The following is an 18,355-nucleotide window of genomic DNA, read 5'->3' on the forward strand; positions in this document are numbered from 1 at the left end:
AGCAACAAATCATGAAACCCCTCTAAATCATGAAACAGATCATAACGAAGAAGCAGTAGAAAACGAAACTGCAGATAAAGAAGAAAACATCGAAAATACGAACGAAGCAGCTGAAAATGAAACAGCTGAAGATGAAGCAGCAGACACAGAAGAAGCTGCTGAAACCCCTGAAACAGAAGAAGCAGCAGATAATGAAGCAGTCCCAGCTAACAAATTATCTGATGATGTAACTGAAGCAACTTCACCTAAACACCAACATGTTGCAGCTACAGAATCTAGCTCAACTACAAACAATAATGATACATCAAATGAAAACGCGGCTACATCTCCACGCGTTAATACAAGAGCAGCAACTCCTGTAGAAGAAAACAGAGATGAAGCGGAAGAAACACAAGGTAATAACGTTAATGACCAAATTAATGTAAATCGTTTTGAACTTGATAACCATAGTTTCGACCCTAACCAATCTGAAAACACTGGTATGCACACAGACTTCACTGTAGATGGTCAAGTTAATAGTGGTGACTACTTCACTGTTGAATTACCTAAAACACTATCTGCAGAAGGTGACGGTGACTATAGTAAAGTCAATAATACGATGAACCTTTCACCATTGAAAAATGCTAACGGCGATGTCGTTGCTTTAGGTACGTACAATACAATTGATAAAACAATCAAATATGTATTTACAGACTATGTCAATGGTAAGAAAAATGTGAGAGGTCAATTCAAACTTCCAGTATTCACAGATAGAAAAAATGCACCAGTATCTGGAAGATATGAAGCTGACTTTAACGTAGCAGGTAATACTTATGAAGATGAAGTAGAATTAAATTACAGTACACCGTTTGCAAGTCAACCACAACCATACGGTACCGGTATCAGTTCACAAATCACTGATATTGATGATTACTCTGGTCAAAGAACTTATAAACAAAGTATTTATGTTAACCCAATGGGTAAAAGTTTAACTAATCCAACTGTAACTATTCGTGGTTTCCATAAAGACCCTACAACAAGCAGTACAATCATTGACGAAGATAACACTAACTTAAGAATCTTCAGAGTGAAAGATAGAAATAAACTTGCTGATAGTTATTATGTGAATCCAGAAGATCCTAACTTAGAAGAAGTTACGGATGACTTTAATGATTCAATTGAATTTAATAACGATACAAATTCAGCTAAAATTAATTTTGCTAGTACAAGTGAATCATTCGTAGTCCTTGTAGATGGTCATTTCGATGATTCAGGTCACAATGTTAAAACGACTGTAAGTGAAAACAACACAGATATGTCTGGTTACACTACAAGTGGTTATGACTGGGAAAATGAAAACTTTGTAAGTAACGGTTCTGGTTCAGCAGATGGTGACGAAGACGGCGACGCAGATGCCGATGCTGATTCAGATGCGGACGCTGACGAAGAAGAATTACCAGATACAGGTAATAACAATGCACAAAATGGCACATTACTTGGTAGCTTATTTGCAGCGCTTGGTTCATTATTCTTATTCGGTAAACGTCGTAAAAACAATAATGAAGAAAAATAATAGCTAACTGATAAAAGCCAGGTCTCCTACATGGAGCCTGGCCTTTTTTTATCTAAATTTGAAAGCGTGAACATTTTGTGACGTTAACGATTGTCGAATGACTGAAATAAAGCAATTGATTTTGCATTTTAACTCATATATACATATAATTATCTTTGCAGTATTTTGAAATTATTATTTGTGTGAAATTGGTTAAATCAATGTTCTATATATTTAATAAGTAAATATTTGAAAAGGTACTTATTTTAAAATACAGCCATTCAAATCTTAAATGAAAGCGAAGTCATATCTTTCATTTATAAGATTTTGATTTAACCATTATACATATCACTCAGCACAATAAATCGGATATAGGAAAGGCAGGGGATAATTTGAAAAGACGTGTATTGATCGTTGCAACGCTCTTATTCGGTATCGTCTTCTCTTTTTTTATTACCAATGAACAAGCTTCCGCACATGCCACACTAGAAACGACAACACCTCAAACAGATGGGGTGGTAACAAATCACCCTGACAAGATCGAATTGAAATTTAATGAACCCGTAAATGCTAAGTATTCCGGGATCACATTATATGATGATGAGGGTAATAAGATTACTGATTTAGACCCTGAAACAGAAGGATCCTCAGCGACATTATCTTTTTCTACGGATGATGTAGGTGAAGGGACCCACACTGTAGAATGGCACGCGATGTCAGCGGATGGACACGAAGTCGGTGATCAGTTCCAATTCTCAGTGGGAGAGGTTACGGCATCTGATGTCGATACATCGGTTCCGTTTTATCAAAAAGCAGACTTTTGGTTTGGTGTCACACGCTACCTTTCTCAAGGTGCATTAATAGGTCTCATCGGTTTGTTTTGGATGAATGAACTGGTTCGTCGTCGTGATTTACCAACTTATCAAGTCATTCCAGAACAAAAAGGCTTTACGGGTATTCTCATGATGCTAACAGGCGTCACACTGGTAACTTATTTAATGACGCTTACTTCAGATATTTTGGCAGATATCTTTGCCTTTAAAATGGATACAATCACGCAATTCCCATTCATATTGAGCTCTCTCGCGATCATTATTTTACTCGCGTTGCTTATGATTACGAATATGATGCGTGCTTGGTATATTCTCGTTACATTTGGCATCATTTTAGCTTTAAGTATGTCTGGGCATGCATGGTCACAAAGTGTGCCGGTATGGTCCATCCTTATTCGTTTTGCTCACCTGGTAGGGATGACGCTGTGGATTGGTGCGCTCATTTACTTGAGTTGTTACGCCATTAAAGACAGAGCTAAGCAAACAGCGACGGTTCGTCCGTTATTGCTTAAAGTTAATATTACAGCTGTAGCGATGATTATCATCTCTGGTGTCCTTATGACGATAGATGAGACTGATATTTTAGCGATATGGCAAAACATACAAACTTGGAGTGCGTTACTCATTGTTAAAATCATCGTTACAATCGTTATGATGGGCTTAGGTTTCTATCAAACGACCCGAGCACTTAAGAAACAACATCGCGTTAATAAAGCAAGTTTATTTATAGAATTAGGTCTCGGCATTCTACTCATTGGCGTAGGTGTCGTGATGAGTCAAATTAACTTACCAAAATAAGGAGATAGATTATGTTTAAAAAATTTTTACTCACAAGTATTATTTTATTTGCATCATTAAGTTTTTCTAAAGTGGCAGATGCTCACGTGACTTTAAATCCTGATCAAAGTGAACCAGGTTCATACGATAAATATGATGTGCGTGTTCCTGTTGAAAAAGACGCTAACACAAACAAAGTTGAATTAAACGTACCTGATGGCGTGAACGTCGCAAACGTACAACCTGTTGATGGTTGGAAACATAAATTAGATAAAGACAGTGATGGTAATATTAAAAAAATCACTTGAACAGCAGAAGGTAAAGGTATTGGTCCAGATGAATTCACAGAATTTCCAATTGTAGTGGCGAATCCAGAAGATGAAGGCACATTCAAATGGAAAGCAATCCAATCTTACGATAACGGTGAAAAAGTAAAATGGACCAACGAAGATGAGGATAGCGAAACACCTGCACCCGCTACTGAAGTGAAAAAGGGCGTAGAAGATGAATCTTCTAATGGTGGCTTTGGTACAACAGCATTATGGATTGTATCTATTGTAGCCATTATCCTATCTCTCATCGCATTATTTAAAAAACCTTCATCTAAATCATAATTAATAAATATGAAATTGAAAGCAGTGACAACCTTTAACGAGGTTTGTCGCTGCTTTTTTATGATTACGGGAATGAAATCTTAAATGCGTTTGAGCATTTCATTAGGTCTCCTTTAACCGCTGATGTAAGATAACGATATCAAAAATACAGGAGGCAACTTTTTAATGAAAGAATTTGATTTGGTCATTATCGGATTTGGTAAGGCCGGGAAAACATTAGCGAAGTTTGCAAGTCAACAAGGTCAAACGGTTGCTGTGGTTGAACAGTCCCCTGCAATGTATGGTGGGACTTGTATTAATATAGGATGTATTCCGTCTAAAACACTTGTTAAAGAAGGTTTAAAAGGACACGATTTTACGACAGCGATGTCACGCAAACGAGACGTGGTCGAAGCGCTTAATCATAAAAACTATCATAATTTAGCAGATGAAGAGCATATTACGGTGTTTGATCATCAAGCACGATTTAAATCCAATACAGAAGTTGAATTATTGAATTCATCTGGAGAAGTTGAAGATGTAGTCACTGCCCCTCACATCGTCATCAACACAGGAGCTAAAGCGGTCATTCCTGACATTGAAGGTGTCGCAACCTCCCAACGGTTGTATGATTCTACAGGCATTTTAAATTTAGCAACGCAACCGAAACACCTAGTCATTGTAGGAGGAGGTTATATTGCATTAGAATTTGCTTCTATGTTTGCGAATTTCGGTTCAGAAGTCACAGTGTTAGAACGTGGCAATACCATTATGGCACGTGAAGATCAAGAGATCGCAGCTGAAGTGGTCAAAGATTTGGAAAACAAAGGGATTCGCATCATAACAAATGCTGAGACACAAAAATTTGTAGATGAAACGGAAACGACAGTGGTTCAAACGACACAAGGTAACTTTAATGCAGATGCGGTGTTGCTCGCTATCGGGCGTCAACCGAATACTGAGCTTGGTCTAGACCATACAGACATTGAGCTCGGTTCACGTGGCGAAATTCAAGTCAATGAACGTTTACAAACCACAGTGGACCATATTTATGCAGTCGGAGATGTGAAGGGTGGGCTACAATTCACATACATTTCACTAGATGATTTCCGTATTGTGAGAGACCAACTCTTTAATGATGGCACACGTACCACTGAAAACCGTGGAGAAGTTCCTTATACTGTATTTATCGATCCCCCATTGTCTCGTGTAGGTCTTACCGCCAAAGAAGCTGAAGACCAAGGTTATGACATCAAAGAAGGTAAAATCTTAGTGAGCCAAATACCTCGTCATAAGATCAATAATGACCCACGCGGTATGTTTAAAGCTGTGGTTGATCGTAACACGAATCGCATTTTAGGCGCGACATTATATGGGGTCGAATCTGAAGAAATCATTAATCTGATCAAATTAGCCATTGACCAACACATCAGTTATGAAGTGTTGAGAGATAACATTTATACGCATCCAACGATGATCGAATCATTGAATGATCTATTTAACATTTAATAAAAATACGCATAAAAATAAAGCGTTACTGAATACAGTGGGAGATACACGTGTTCGGTAATGCTTTTTATTATGAACGAAAACCTTCTATATTAATTGTCGTTTGAGGTTACCAATTGTTTGTCTTTTAATTCACCTTCGATGGCATGGATACGGTAGTCTATTTTTTCTCGTTCTGCCTTTAATACTTTGAGATGAGCTAAAAGGATATCATCAACAGTCATGGTCTGGCTTGTAATACGTTCAATGTCTACTTTAATTTGTTTTAATGGAATGTTGAGATTCGTAAAGCACAAAATTAACTTAATCACTTCGACATCTTTATCTGTATAAAGTCGTTTATTATTGCGATCACGTTGAATATTTTGCAGCAAACCGTGTTTCTCATAATAACGCAGTTTACTTTTAGGTATGTGACACTGTTCAGCTACATCTTGGATATAGTATGTGTTCACGTGAGCAACTCCCTTCTCTTAAACTATGGTTTAACTGATAATCTATAATACGTAAGTTAAGAATACAAACATTGTGATTTTGAGAGAGGAGAAATGCACAAATGGCAGAGTTAGATGACGTAATTGTAAACAGAAGATCTGTAAAAGAGTTTGACCCAGATTATAAAATTCCTCATGAAGAAATGTATGAAATGATGGAAAAAGTAGTAGAAGCGCCTTCTTCTATTAATATGCAACCTTGGCGCTTTGCAGTCGTTGAAAGTTACGAAGCTAAAGAAAAAATCCGTCCGTATGTTAGATTTAATACAATACAAAATGATACATCTTCTGCAATGATTATCGTGTTCGGTGATTTAGAATGCTATAAAGAAGGCGAATACATTTATAACGAAGCGGTAAATCATGGCCATATGCCTGCAGAAGTCCGTGACCAAACATTGCCTTTTGCGGTAGAAAGCTATAAACAATTAACACGTGAAGAAATGGACAGCATTATCCGTGTTGACTGCGGATTAGCTGCGATGCAACTCATGCTTGTCGCAAAAGAATATGGCTACGATACAAACCCAATTGGTGGTTTTGAAGAAGACCAAATTGGTGAAGCAATTGGTTACAGTTACGATCGCTATGAACCAATGTTAATCGTTGCGATTGGTAAAAAAGCAAAAGAACCGCACACTTCATTTAGAATGCCAGTAGATAAAGTCGTCAATTATCTATAATACGTGAGCTGTAAAAGCTCTAATCAAATATGATTCATGCTGTTCGGGAGGGAACGAAATCTTTGGTAAATCGAAGGTTTTGTTCCCCTTTTTAATGTACAAACGAACAGATGTACAATGAAATAAGACACAACTTAATTGCTTTTGTAAGCATCATTAAGTGAATATTGCGATTAATATATGTTGAAAATGTAAATCTCCACAATGCTTCTCAATCCGCCTTTTCACGTAAAAATAGTATTCAATCATTCATCATGCTAAGTGTTTTGAAATCCTTTTAATCCCCTAGTAATATATACATTGTAGAATATAAAGTGATGTTACATACATACGTTTTAAAGATAATTTGATTATACCAATAAAGTTAAGAAATATTATGATTGATGTAATTTTATTGATAATTTTAATGTGTAGTATTGCTATATAGTGGTATTGATATATAATGAAAACATCGCTATGACACTAGAATTCATGTGAAGAAGGGGCTAATGATATGAAAAAGAAATTAGACTTTTTACCGAACAGAGAAAACAAGTATTCTATTCGTAAATTTACTGTAGGGACAGCTTCCATACTGATTTCAAGTTTATTATTTTTAAGCGCAAATGGCGTAGCAGATGCTGCCGAAGATAATCAAGCAAATAGCGAACATAAACAAACTTCTACTACAAAAGATTCAGAACAATCAGAGCATGATCCTGATGAGAAAGACATCCAACGCCAAAAAGAAATTGATGAACTCGAACACGAAGAGTCAGAAGTGACTGTTGACGATGCCGAAGATACAGACGAAGCAGCTCATACAGACAATGATGATGAAAATATAGAAGACGAATCAGCAGAAGAAACTGAAACAGAGCCAAGTGCAGAAGAGAATAACGAAAACGATGCAGATGATTCAGATGACGAAGCGCAACGTCAAAAAGAAATCGACGAACTTGAACATGAAGAGTCAGAAGTGACTGAAGAAGAAGGTGACGAATCAGAAGAACCTTCACAAGAAGCAACGGATGATACAGAGGAAGCAACGACAGACGAAGATGAAGCTACCAAAGAAGAAGAAAATGAAGCTTCAGATGAAACATCTAACGAAGAAGAATCAACTAACGAAAACGAAAACACAGATGAAAATGTAGACGAAACAAGCGATTCAGAGGATGAGGGTGAAGAAGCACCGGCCGATGAAGGCTCAAATGAAGCCACAACAGATGAAAACAATCAATCCGAAACACAAGATGATGACGAAGCAGACCATCAACCCGTACATAAATCACAAAAAGCTGCTGAATCAGATGACACAACACAAAAAGATGACAATGAAACATCTACAGAAACACCTAACGAAGAAAACCACGAATCAGAAGCTACAGACGAAGAAAATACTCCTGACGAATCCACTCCAGCTACGAAACCTGCAGAAGATCATGAATCCGACCAAGATGACGCATCCGAAGAACATGAAAATACTGAAGCCGAAGATGATAAAGATACTACTTCAGAAGATAAAGACACACCTCGAACAGACGAAGGCATAGATACCGAAGGTAAACTATTCCCTGATAAAGAAAAAGAAGAACCAGCTTCTGACGCTGAAACACGTGATGACAAAGCAACAACCAACTCCGAACAAGCATCTACAGAAACGCCTCAAATTACTCAAAAAGACGCTAAAAAATACGAATTGACAGATGCCAAACAATTTAAAGCAGGTATCAAAGATGAAGGAAATAAACAACAGTTTGTCGAAGATTACCTCAAAGACAATGATGTGAGTCAAAAAGAATCTCAAGATATCGCAAAACGCGTTATCCCAAACAATAAAGATGTGACTAGTGATGAAGTCTATGATGCACTCAGACTTAAATTGTTAAAACGTGCAGCAGAAACTCAAGATCAAATGCAACCGAAAGCTACACCTGCTGAGTCTCGTGTACGTACAAATAACAGATTCGTAACCGCTAGCATACCTGCTTCAAGAGCACAAGATCGTGCAGTGCAAGACCAAGCGAGAACAGATTACAGTAAATTGTTAAACATCCAGAAAACTTCAGAAGGTACAGCTAAAGGCAACGATTGGACAAGCATGAATGCTGTTAAATTTAGATTGTTAGATAATGGTAAGGTTGAACTCGATGTCACTTTAAATCAAAACGAGGGTCTTTCTTTTGGTTTTAACGCGATTGACCGTTATACAGTAAAATTTAACGATTATCTAAAAGATCATGTTGAAAGTGTCACTACTGAAGGGGATCAATTAACGAATAAAGGTAACGGAGAATACGAAATTGAATACAAACGTGCATTATCTCTCGTTTCAAATGGGAAACCTTTAAGCTTTAAAGCAGTAATCAATACAGACGATTTCGACCCTAAAAGTGCATTGAGTATTAGATATCACAGACAAGTTAATACAGGAATACTTAAAGGAGCAGATGTTTATAACCTCACTTTCCAAGATTTTGCGACATTTTTAAATCAATATAAAGATGTTTATGAAGAAATCAGTAACTTCGATGCTGTAGATGATACTAAAAAAGAAATTTTACTTTCTCGTTTTGAAAACATAAATTCATTACCTAACTTGCAAGAAACAGCGGCTAGTGTGCGTAATGAAGGAAAAACGATGGTGAAAGACCAAATCAACAACATGAGTAATTTAAGCGACGATGAAAAAGCAAAATACACTAAACAAGTTGATGACAGCAAAAATCTAACAGATAACAATAATGTGGTTAAAGAAGCGCAAAAACAAGATGCGGGTAACCTAGTAAATAAACAAAAAGATCAAGGTAAAAATGGTATCAACGATTTATCAGATTTAACAGATGATCAAAAATCAGATTTTAACGATCAAATCGATAAAGCGCCTAATAAAAATGCGATTGATCAAATTGTGAAAAAAGCACAACAACAAAACACTACAAACGTACTTAACAATCAAAAAACACAAGGCAATCAACAGTTAGATGATTTAAGTAACCTATCAGATGATGAAAAATCACAATTCAAAGATCAAATTGATAAAGCTAACGATAAAGCAGGTATCGATCAAGTCCTCAAAGATGCACAACAACAAGATGACAAAAATCTTTTAAACGTCCAAAAAACAAACGGTAATAAACAATTAGATGGGTTAAGTAACTTAACAGATAATGAAAAATCTCAATTCAAAAAACAAATCACTGATGCCACAACCAAAGAAGCCATCGATCAAGCAGTCAATGATGCGAAAGCCCGTGATGTACAAGCTGAAGCAGAAAATAACTTAAATAAAGCAAAACAAACTGCACAAACAACTGTTGATGGTTTAACACACTTAACTGACAGTAATCGTTCAGACATTAAAAAACAACTTCAAAACGCTAAAACACCTGAAGCTGTAACTGATATTCTAAAAAATGCGCAACAACAAGATGCGGATAACCAATTAGATGAACAAAAACAACAAAGTACAGCTGAATTAAACAAAATCAATAATCTGACAGAGGAAGAAAAAGCCAGATTTAGAGATTTAATCAGTAAAGCAACGACAAAAGATGCGATTGATCAAGCGATTACAGATGCGCAAACCCAAAGCAGTAACAATGTGTTAAATAATCAAAAATCAGAAGCCCAAACGACATTAACTGGTTTAGAAAACCTAACAGATAAAGAACGTGAAGACTTTAAACAACAATTAAACGAAGCTCAAACAAAAGCAAGTATTGATGAAATCATTAACAATGCTAAACAACAAGATGGTTCAAACTTACTTAAACAACAACAAACAGAAGGTAAAACAAATCTAGCTCAACTTCACCACTTAACAGATGAAGAAATGGCAGACTTTACACAACAACTTGATGAAGCAACATCTAAATCTGTAATCGATGACGTCATTAATCGAGCACAAGGCCAAGATGCCTCTAACTTATTAAGCAAACAACGCAATCAAGGTAACCAACAAATTGATGCATTCACACATCTTTCAGATGATGAAAAATCAAATTACACACAACAAATTAATGACGCGAAAAACCAAAAAGCCATTCAAGACGTCGTTAATAAAGCACAACAACAAGATGCGTCAAACCTATTAAATAATCAAAAAACAGATGGTTCTAAAGAAATTAACGGCTTAGCTGACTTAACAGATGACGAAAAAGCACAGTATAACCAACAAGTTACAGATGCCGAAACACAAGAAGATATAGAAGCAGCGATTAATCAAGCGAAAGCACAAAACTTTAAAAATAAAGCAGATAAAGACCTATCTCAAGCCAAAACAGCGGCTCAAAGTGAAATTGAACGTCTGACACATCTAACTGATGACAATCAAACTTCAATCCAACAACAATTAAATGATGCGAAGACACCTGACGCAGTCGCAAAAGTTGTAGAACAAGCACAACAACAAGATGCTGACAACTTATTGCATAGTCAAAAAGACGAAGGTTCTGACGCTATTTCAGCATTGGAACACTTAACAGATGACGAAAAAGCACAATATAAACAACAAGTGACAGATGCTGATGCTGAAGCCGCAATTAACCAAATCGTAGCGGATGCCAAAGCGAAAGACGCCGATAACTTGTTAAATACGCAAAAATCAACAGGTAATGGTAATGTCAATGCATTAGAACATCTATCTGATGACGAAAAAGCACAATTCAACGATCAAATTAAAAAAGCAACAACGGCTGAAGCAATCAATCATGTCGTGAATGATGCGAAAGCGCAAGATCTGAAAAATAAAGCCGCAAAAGATTTATCTGATGCGAAAAGTGATGCACAAACAACGATTGAGCAGTTGAGCCATTTAACTGAAGACAACCAAGATGCTATTGCACAACAACTTGCAGACGCTAAAACGCCTGAAGATGTGGCAAACATCGTTAGTCAAGCGCAACAACAAGATGCATCAAACTTATTAGACAGTCAAAGACAACAAGGTACAACAACCGTTTCAGGATTAAGTCATTTATCTGAAGAAGAACAAGGTAATTACACAAATCAACTGAATGATGCAGCAACGAAAGCAGATATCGATCGCATAGTCGAAGATGCGAAAGCACAAGACGCGACGAACTTACTCAACAATCAACGTCAACAAGGCGCGCATCAAATCTCAGGCTTAGCTAACTTATCTAGCGATGAAAAAGATAGCTATCAACAACAAATCAACAAAGCTAAATCTAAAGCAGACATTGATCAAATATATGAAGCGGCCGAACAACAAGATGCAGCGAACTTACTCAATACTCAAAAACAACAAGGTCATACAAACATTAACCAATTAGCTGACTTGTCCGATGACGAAAAAGATCAATTCAATCAACAAGTCAATGATGCAACTACGAAAGAAGCGATTGATCAAGCTATCAATAAAGCGAAAGCACAAAACATCGCAAACAAAGATCTTTCTCAAGCCAAAGATAATGCCAAAACAGCACTTGGTCAGTTAACACATTTAACTGAAGACAATACAACTTCATTTAATAAACAACTGGCAGAAGCAAAAACGCCAGATGCTGTTTCAGATATCATTCGTAAAGCACAACAACAAGACGCTTCTAACTTATTGAATACACAAAAACAACAAGGCGTTTCAGAAATCGATCGTTTAGCAGACTTAACAGATGATGAAAAAGATCAATTCAAACAACAAGTGAATAATGCGACATCTCAAGCTGCAATTGAAAAAATCGTTTCTGACGCAACAGATCAAGGTGCATCAAACTTACTCAACAAACAAAAACAACAAGGTACAACAAGTGTGAATGGATTAACGAACCTTTCTGATGATGAAAAATCTGATTTTGCTAAACGTGTCAACGATGCGACAAGCAAAGAAGCGATTGATGAAGCGGTCAATGAAGCAACTGCAAAAGACTTACAAAACAAAGCAGCGAAAGATCTTTCAGATGCCAAACGCGATGCTCAAGTTGAAATTGAACGTTTAACACACTTAACTGAAGATAACCGCACAAACATTAATCAACAACTTGACAGTGCAGGCACACCATCTGATGTTGCCAATATTATCAGAGATGCACAACAACAAGATGCTGATAACTTACTCAGTGCTCAACGTGGTGAAGGCCAAGGTAGCATCGATCAACTCAATCATTTATCAAATGAAGCAAAATCAGCATTCAAAGAACAAATCGGTAAAGCTGCGACGAAAGCAAACATCGATGAAATCTTAACGAATGCACAACAGCAAGATGCGACAAACTTACTCAACCGTCAAAAACAACAAGGTACATCAGATATTGATGCATTATCTGAACTCACTGATGAAGAAAAAGCCGAATTCCAACGCTTAGTTCAAGGTGCATCAAACAAAGAAACAATCGATGAAACAGTGAATAATGCGAAAGCACAAGATGTTAAAAACAAAGCAGCGAAAGACTTAGAAAAAGCGAAATCAGATGCAGCGACAACGATTGCAGATCTTTCTCATCTGACTGTTGCTAACCGTGCAGAAATTGAACAGCAATTAGACGAGGCTAAGGATCCCGATGCGGTCTTAGAAGTTGTTAAATCAGCACAAGATCAAGATGCATCTAACTTATTAAATGAACAAAAAGATCAAGGTCATACAGATGTCAATGCATTAAACCACTTATCTGATGATGAAAAAGCAACATTTAACGAACAAGTTAAAAAAGCAACAAGCAAAAAAGCAATTGATGATGTCATCGAACATGCTAAACAACAAGATGTAGACAACTTACTTCAAAATCAAAAAGATGAAGGCAACTCAGCTATCGGTAAATTAACGCACCTATCCGAAGATGAGAAAAAAGCCTTTAATGAACAAATCAATGCGGCTACGACAAAACAAGAAATTGATCAAATTGTTGCTGATGCGAAAGCCAAAGATGTAGCAAACAAAGACCTTTCATCAGCTAAACAACAAGGTCAATCTACGGTTTCAGGATTAAGTCATTTATCCGAAGATGAAAAATCAGATCTCTCATCTCAAATCAATCAAGCGAAAAATCCGGAAGCAGTCGCAGATATCATTCAACAAGCACAAGAACAAGACGCAGCAAACTTACTTGATAGTCAAAAATCAGATGCACATCAAACGGTCGGTCAATTGAGTAACCTCACTGAAGAAGAACAAACAATGATGAATCAACAAATTGATCAAGCCAAAACGAAAGCGAATATTGATGACATCATTTCACAAGCCAAACAACGAGATGCAGATAATTTACTAAGTAGCCAAAAACAACAAGGTATCGGTGAAATCGATGGTCTTTCACACTTAACTCAAGAAGAACAAGCGACATTTAATGAACAAATTAACTATGCGAAAGATAAAAAAGCTGTAGACGATGCAGTTGCAAGTGCAAAAGCGAAAGATGCGGCGAACCTATTAGATGAACAAAAAGAATCAGGTGCTCATGAAGTTAGTGGTCTTAAAGATCTTACAAATGAACAACGACAAGCCTTTAACCAACGCATTAAAGACGCATCTACAAAAGAAGATATCGATCAAGTGATTGATGATGCGAAAGCGAAAGATGCTTCAAACTTACTCGACAAACAAAAATCTGCGGGTACAAATGAAGTGAACGGCTTGAAAGACTTATCAGAATCTGAACAACAAGGTTTCAACAAACGTATTCAAGATGCTTCATCTAAAGAAGACATCGATCAAATCGTGACAGAAGCAAAAGCGAAAGATGTTGAAAATAAAGACTTGAGCGATGCCAAACAACAAGGTCACGCTACAGTAGATGACTTGAGCAACCTCACAGAGGAACAACTCAATGCATACACTGAACAAGTAGATCAAGCTGGTAATCCTGAAGCGGTCGCAGATGTTGTGAAAAAAGCACAAGCCCAAGATGCAGCGAACTTGCTTCAACATCAAAAAGATGATGGTACTTCAACAGTTAAAGGCCTTGGCAACTTAACTCAAGAAGAACTTGAAGATTATCAAGATCAAATTCACAACGCAGATAATAAAGCAACAATCGATAACATTATTGATAAAGCGACACAACAAGATGCATCAAACTTGTTGAATAAACAAAAAGGTGAAGGTACAACTTCAATCAAAGGTTTAACACACCTCAGCGAAGATGAAGTCGCAGATTTTGAACAACAAATTAAAAATGCGAACGATAAAGCAACCATTGACCACATCGTTGACCAAGCGACACAACAAGATGCGACAAACTTACTCAACAATCAAAAAGATGCAGGTACAAATGAAGTGAACGGTCTGAAAGATTTATCTGACGCAGAACAAGCAGAGTTCAATCAACGCATTAAAGATGCTGTAACGAAAGAAGATATCGATCGTGCAGTGGCAGATGCGAAAGCGAAAGACGTTGAAAATAAAGACTTAAGCGATGCTAAACAACAAGGACAAGCAGCTATCGATCAATTGTCTAACTTAACAGACTCAGAACAACAAACATTGAAACAACAATTAAATGATGCTAAATCTCCAGCTGCTGTCGCTGAAATTGTTCAACAAGCTCAAGGACAAGATGCAACCAACCTCTTGAACAGTCAAAAAGCAAATGGAACAACGGATGTAGGTCAGTTATCACACTTGACTGACAAACAGCTTGCTGACTATCAAGATCAAATCAACAAAGCGAACGATAAAGCAACGATTGATGATATAGTTGAACAAGCTAAAACACAAGATGCAACAAACCTACTCAATAATCAAAAAGCAGACGGTACAAATGAAATTAATCGTCTTGAAGATTTAACAGAAGAAGAACAAGATGCATTCAATCAACGTATTAAAGATGCAGCAACAAAAGAAGATATCGATGGTGCTGTAGCGGATGCGAAAGCAAAAGCAATCGCAAATAAAGACCTTGCTCAAGCTAAACAAGATGGTCAAGCAACCGTGAACCCATTACAACACTTAACAGATGAAGAAAGAACAGATATTTTAGAACAAATCAACAATGCTCAAACACCTGAAGCTGTGGCAGATATTGTAAATAAAGCACAAGAGACAGATGCAACAAATCTCTTGAACCGTCAAAAAGGTGAAGGTACAGACACTGTTCAAGCATTAACACACTTGAAAGAGGAAGAAGCAGCGAAATTCGAACAACAAATTACGAATGCAACAGATCAAGCAACGATTGATGACATCGTTGAAAAAGCCCAACAACAAGATGCTGCGAACTTACTAGATCAACAAAAAGCAAATGGCACAAACGAAGTCAATGGTTTAGAAGATTTATCTAAAGAAGAACAAGAAGAATTTAATCAACGTATCAAAGGGGCTACAACGAAAGAAGATATTGATCAAGCTGTGGCAGACGCAAAAGCTAAAAATGTTGAAAATAAAGATTTAGCTCAAGCTAAACAAGAAGGCCAAGACACAGTTAACGCACTTGATCATCTTACTGACGAAGAAATCAGTGATATCAAAGAACAATTGAATACCGCTAAAACACCTGAAGCTGTTGCACAAATTGTTAAATCAGCACAAGACACTGATGCGACAAACTTATTGAACAGACAACGTGGTGAAAGCACAGATACAATTCAAGCACTCGATCACTTAACCGAAGAAGAATTCAATCACTTTGCCGGTCAAATCAACAACGCGAAAGATAAAGAAACAATCGATAGCATTGTAGAACAAGCTAAGCAACAAGATGCGACAAACTTATTGAATCGTCAACGCGGAGAAAGCACAGATGCAATTCAAGAACTTGATCACTTAACCGAAGAAGAGTTCAACAACTTCGCAGATCAAATTAACAATGCCATAGATAAAGCAGAGATTGATGAAATAGTTGAAAGAGCAAAACAACAAGATGCAACGAATCTATTAAACAGACAGCGCGGAGAAAGTACAGATGCAATCCAAGAACTTGATCACCTCACAGAAGAAGAATTCGACAAATACGCAAATCAAATCAACAATGCGAAAGACAAAGAAACAATCGATGGCATCGTTGAAGAAGCGAAAGCACAAGACGCAGACAACTTATTGAATCGCCAACGTGGTGAAGGTACAGACACAATCCAAGAACTCGATCACCTCACAGAAGAAGAATTTAATAACTTTGCTGATCAAATCAATAACGCAAAAGATAAAGAAACAATTGATAGTATCGTAGAAGAAGCTAAGCAACAAGATGCGACAAACTTATTAAATCGCCAACGCGGTGAAGGTACAGACACAATTGAAGCCTTAGATCATCTTACAGAAGAAGAGTTCAATAAATACGCAAATCAAATTAAGAATGCAAAAGACAAAGCAACAATTGATGGCATTGTAGAAGAAGCTAAGCAACAGGACGCAGATAACTTATTGAATCGACAACGAGGTGAAAGTACAGATGCGATTCAAGAACTCGATCACTTAACAGAAGAAGAGTTCAACAGTTTCGCAGACCAAATCAATAATGCGAAAGACAAAGCAACAATTGATGGCATTGTAGAAGAAGCTAAGCAACAGGACGCAGATAACTTATTGAATCGACAACGAGGTGAAGGTACAGACACAATTCAAGAACTTAACCACCTTACAGAAGAAGAATTCAATAACTTTGCTGAACAAATCAATAACGCAAAAGATAAAGCAACAATTGATAGTATTGTCGAAGAAGCTAAAGCACAAGACGCAGACAACTTATTGAACAGACAACGAGGCGAAGGCAAAGACACAATTCAAGCACTCGATTACCTTACAGAAGAAGAGTTCAACAAGTACGTAATCCAAATCAACTATGCGAAAGATAAAGCAACCATCGATAGCATTGTCGAAGAAGCTAAGCAACAAGATGCAGACAACTTACTTAATAGCCAAAAAGAAGACGGCACAAATGAAGTAAGTAATCTTACTGACTTAACCGAATCAGAAAAAGAAACATTCAACAAACGTATTAAAGACGCAACAACAAAAGAAGAAATAGATAAAGCTGTAGCGGATGCGAAAGCGAAAGACATCGAAAACAAAGACTTATCAGAAGCAAAATCTAACGGTAAAACAGAAGTAGAAGGCCTCAACAACTTATCAGATGAAGAGTCAGGTCAAGTAAATGAAGATATCGATAATGCGAAAACACCAGAAGAAGTAGCAGATATTGTGAAAGCAGCGCAAGACCAAGATGCTTCAAACTTACTAGATAAACAAAAAGCCGAAGGCACAACAATAATTAAAGGCTTAGACAACTTGAGAGATGAAGAAGTCGGTACCTTCACAGATCAAATCAAAAACGCAACAGATCAAGCAACTATTGATGACATTGTCGAAGAAGCTAAGGATCAAGACGCAGACAACTTACTCAATAGCCAAAAAGATGATGGCACAAATGAAGTTAATGGTCTTAAAGATCTAACTGACTCAGAAAAAGAAACATTCAACAAACGTATTAAAGACGCAACAACAAAAGAAGAAATAGATAAAGCTGTAGCGGATGCGAAAGCGAAAGACATCGAAAACAAAGACTTAACAGAAGCAAAATCTCACGGTAATTCAGAATTAGATCAGTTAAATCACTTAACAAACGAAGAAAAAGCGCAATTCAAAGAACAAATTAATCAAGCGAAAACTTCAGAAGAAATAGCAGATATTGTGAAAGCAGCACAACGACAAGATGCTTCAAACTTATTAGATAATCAAAAAGCAGATGGTAAAGATAATGTCGACAGTCTTAAACACTTGAGCCAAGAAGAAAAAGATAAATATAAACACGACATCGACGATGCGAAAACCAAAGAAGAAATCGACAGTATCATCAATAAAGCGAAAGATGAAGACAACAAACATCAAACAGAAGAAAGCTTAACTAAAGCGAAAGAACATGGTAAAGATAATGTCGATAAACTTAAACACTTGAGCCAAGACCAAAAAGATAAATATAAACACGACATCGACGATGCGAAAACGAAAGAAGAAATCGACAACATCATCAACAAAGCGAAAGATGAAGATAATAAACATCAA

The 18,355-nt window shown here is 36.9% G+C and carries 7 protein-coding genes and 1 pseudogene; 6 read left to right on the forward strand and 2 right to left on the reverse strand.

Translation table 11 applies throughout. From position 1 onward, the window contains the following. Positions 1-39: 39 nt before the first annotated feature. Complete coding sequence (locus APS80_RS04550) at positions 40-489, reverse strand: hypothetical protein (protein WP_142382006.1); 450 nt, start codon at positions 487-489, stop codon at positions 40-42. Between APS80_RS04550 and APS80_RS04555 the strand changes: the two genes are divergently transcribed. The 4 genes and pseudogenes from APS80_RS04555 to merA all read left to right on the forward strand — a co-directional run bounded on the left by APS80_RS04555 (position 482) and on the right by merA (position 5,243). Beyond that, positions 482-1,552 (forward strand): fibronectin-binding protein FnbA, encoded by a 1,071-nt coding sequence (locus tag APS80_RS04555; protein WP_059107091.1) that lies wholly within the window; start codon positions 482-484, stop codon positions 1,550-1,552. The genes APS80_RS04550 and APS80_RS04555 overlap by 8 nt on opposite strands. A gap of 371 nt (positions 1,553-1,923) precedes the next feature. Continuing rightward, the gene (locus tag APS80_RS04560; protein WP_169791251.1) at positions 1,924-3,162 is read left to right on the forward strand and encodes a copper resistance CopC/CopD family protein; all 1,239 of its coding nucleotides are present in this window, start codon (positions 1,924-1,926) and stop codon (positions 3,160-3,162) included. Positions 3,163-3,173: 11 nt separating this feature from the next. After that, positions 3,174-3,755 (forward strand): annotated as a pseudogene (locus tag APS80_RS10575) (YcnI family copper-binding membrane protein). A gap of 165 nt (positions 3,756-3,920) precedes the next feature. After that, on the forward strand, positions 3,921-5,243 hold the full coding sequence (gene merA, locus APS80_RS04575; protein WP_059107095.1) for a hypothiocyanous acid reductase MerA: 1,323 nt from the start codon (positions 3,921-3,923) through the stop codon (positions 5,241-5,243). Positions 5,244-5,335: 92 nt separating this feature from the next. Here the strand turns inward: merA and APS80_RS04580 are convergent, their stop codons facing one another. Beyond that, positions 5,336-5,698, reverse strand: a complete 363-nt coding sequence (locus APS80_RS04580; protein ID WP_059107096.1) for a MerR family transcriptional regulator — start codon at positions 5,696-5,698, stop codon at positions 5,336-5,338. 101 nt (positions 5,699-5,799) lie between these two features. On the opposite strand from APS80_RS04580, the gene APS80_RS04585 reads away from it, so the two are divergent. Together APS80_RS04585 and APS80_RS04590 are read left to right on the forward strand one after the other, a co-directional pair. Then, entirely contained in the window at positions 5,800-6,420 is a 621-nt protein-coding gene (locus APS80_RS04585; RefSeq protein ID WP_059107097.1) for a nitroreductase family protein, read from the forward strand. Positions 6,421-6,913: 493 nt separating this feature from the next. After that, positions 6,914-18,355 (forward strand): YSIRK-type signal peptide-containing protein (locus tag APS80_RS04590; protein WP_059107098.1); only part of this gene is annotated, 11,442 nt, incomplete at its 3' end.

It is taken from the genome of Staphylococcus auricularis (assembly GCF_001500315.1).
Classification (GTDB): domain Bacteria; phylum Bacillota; class Bacilli; order Staphylococcales; family Staphylococcaceae; genus Staphylococcus; species Staphylococcus auricularis.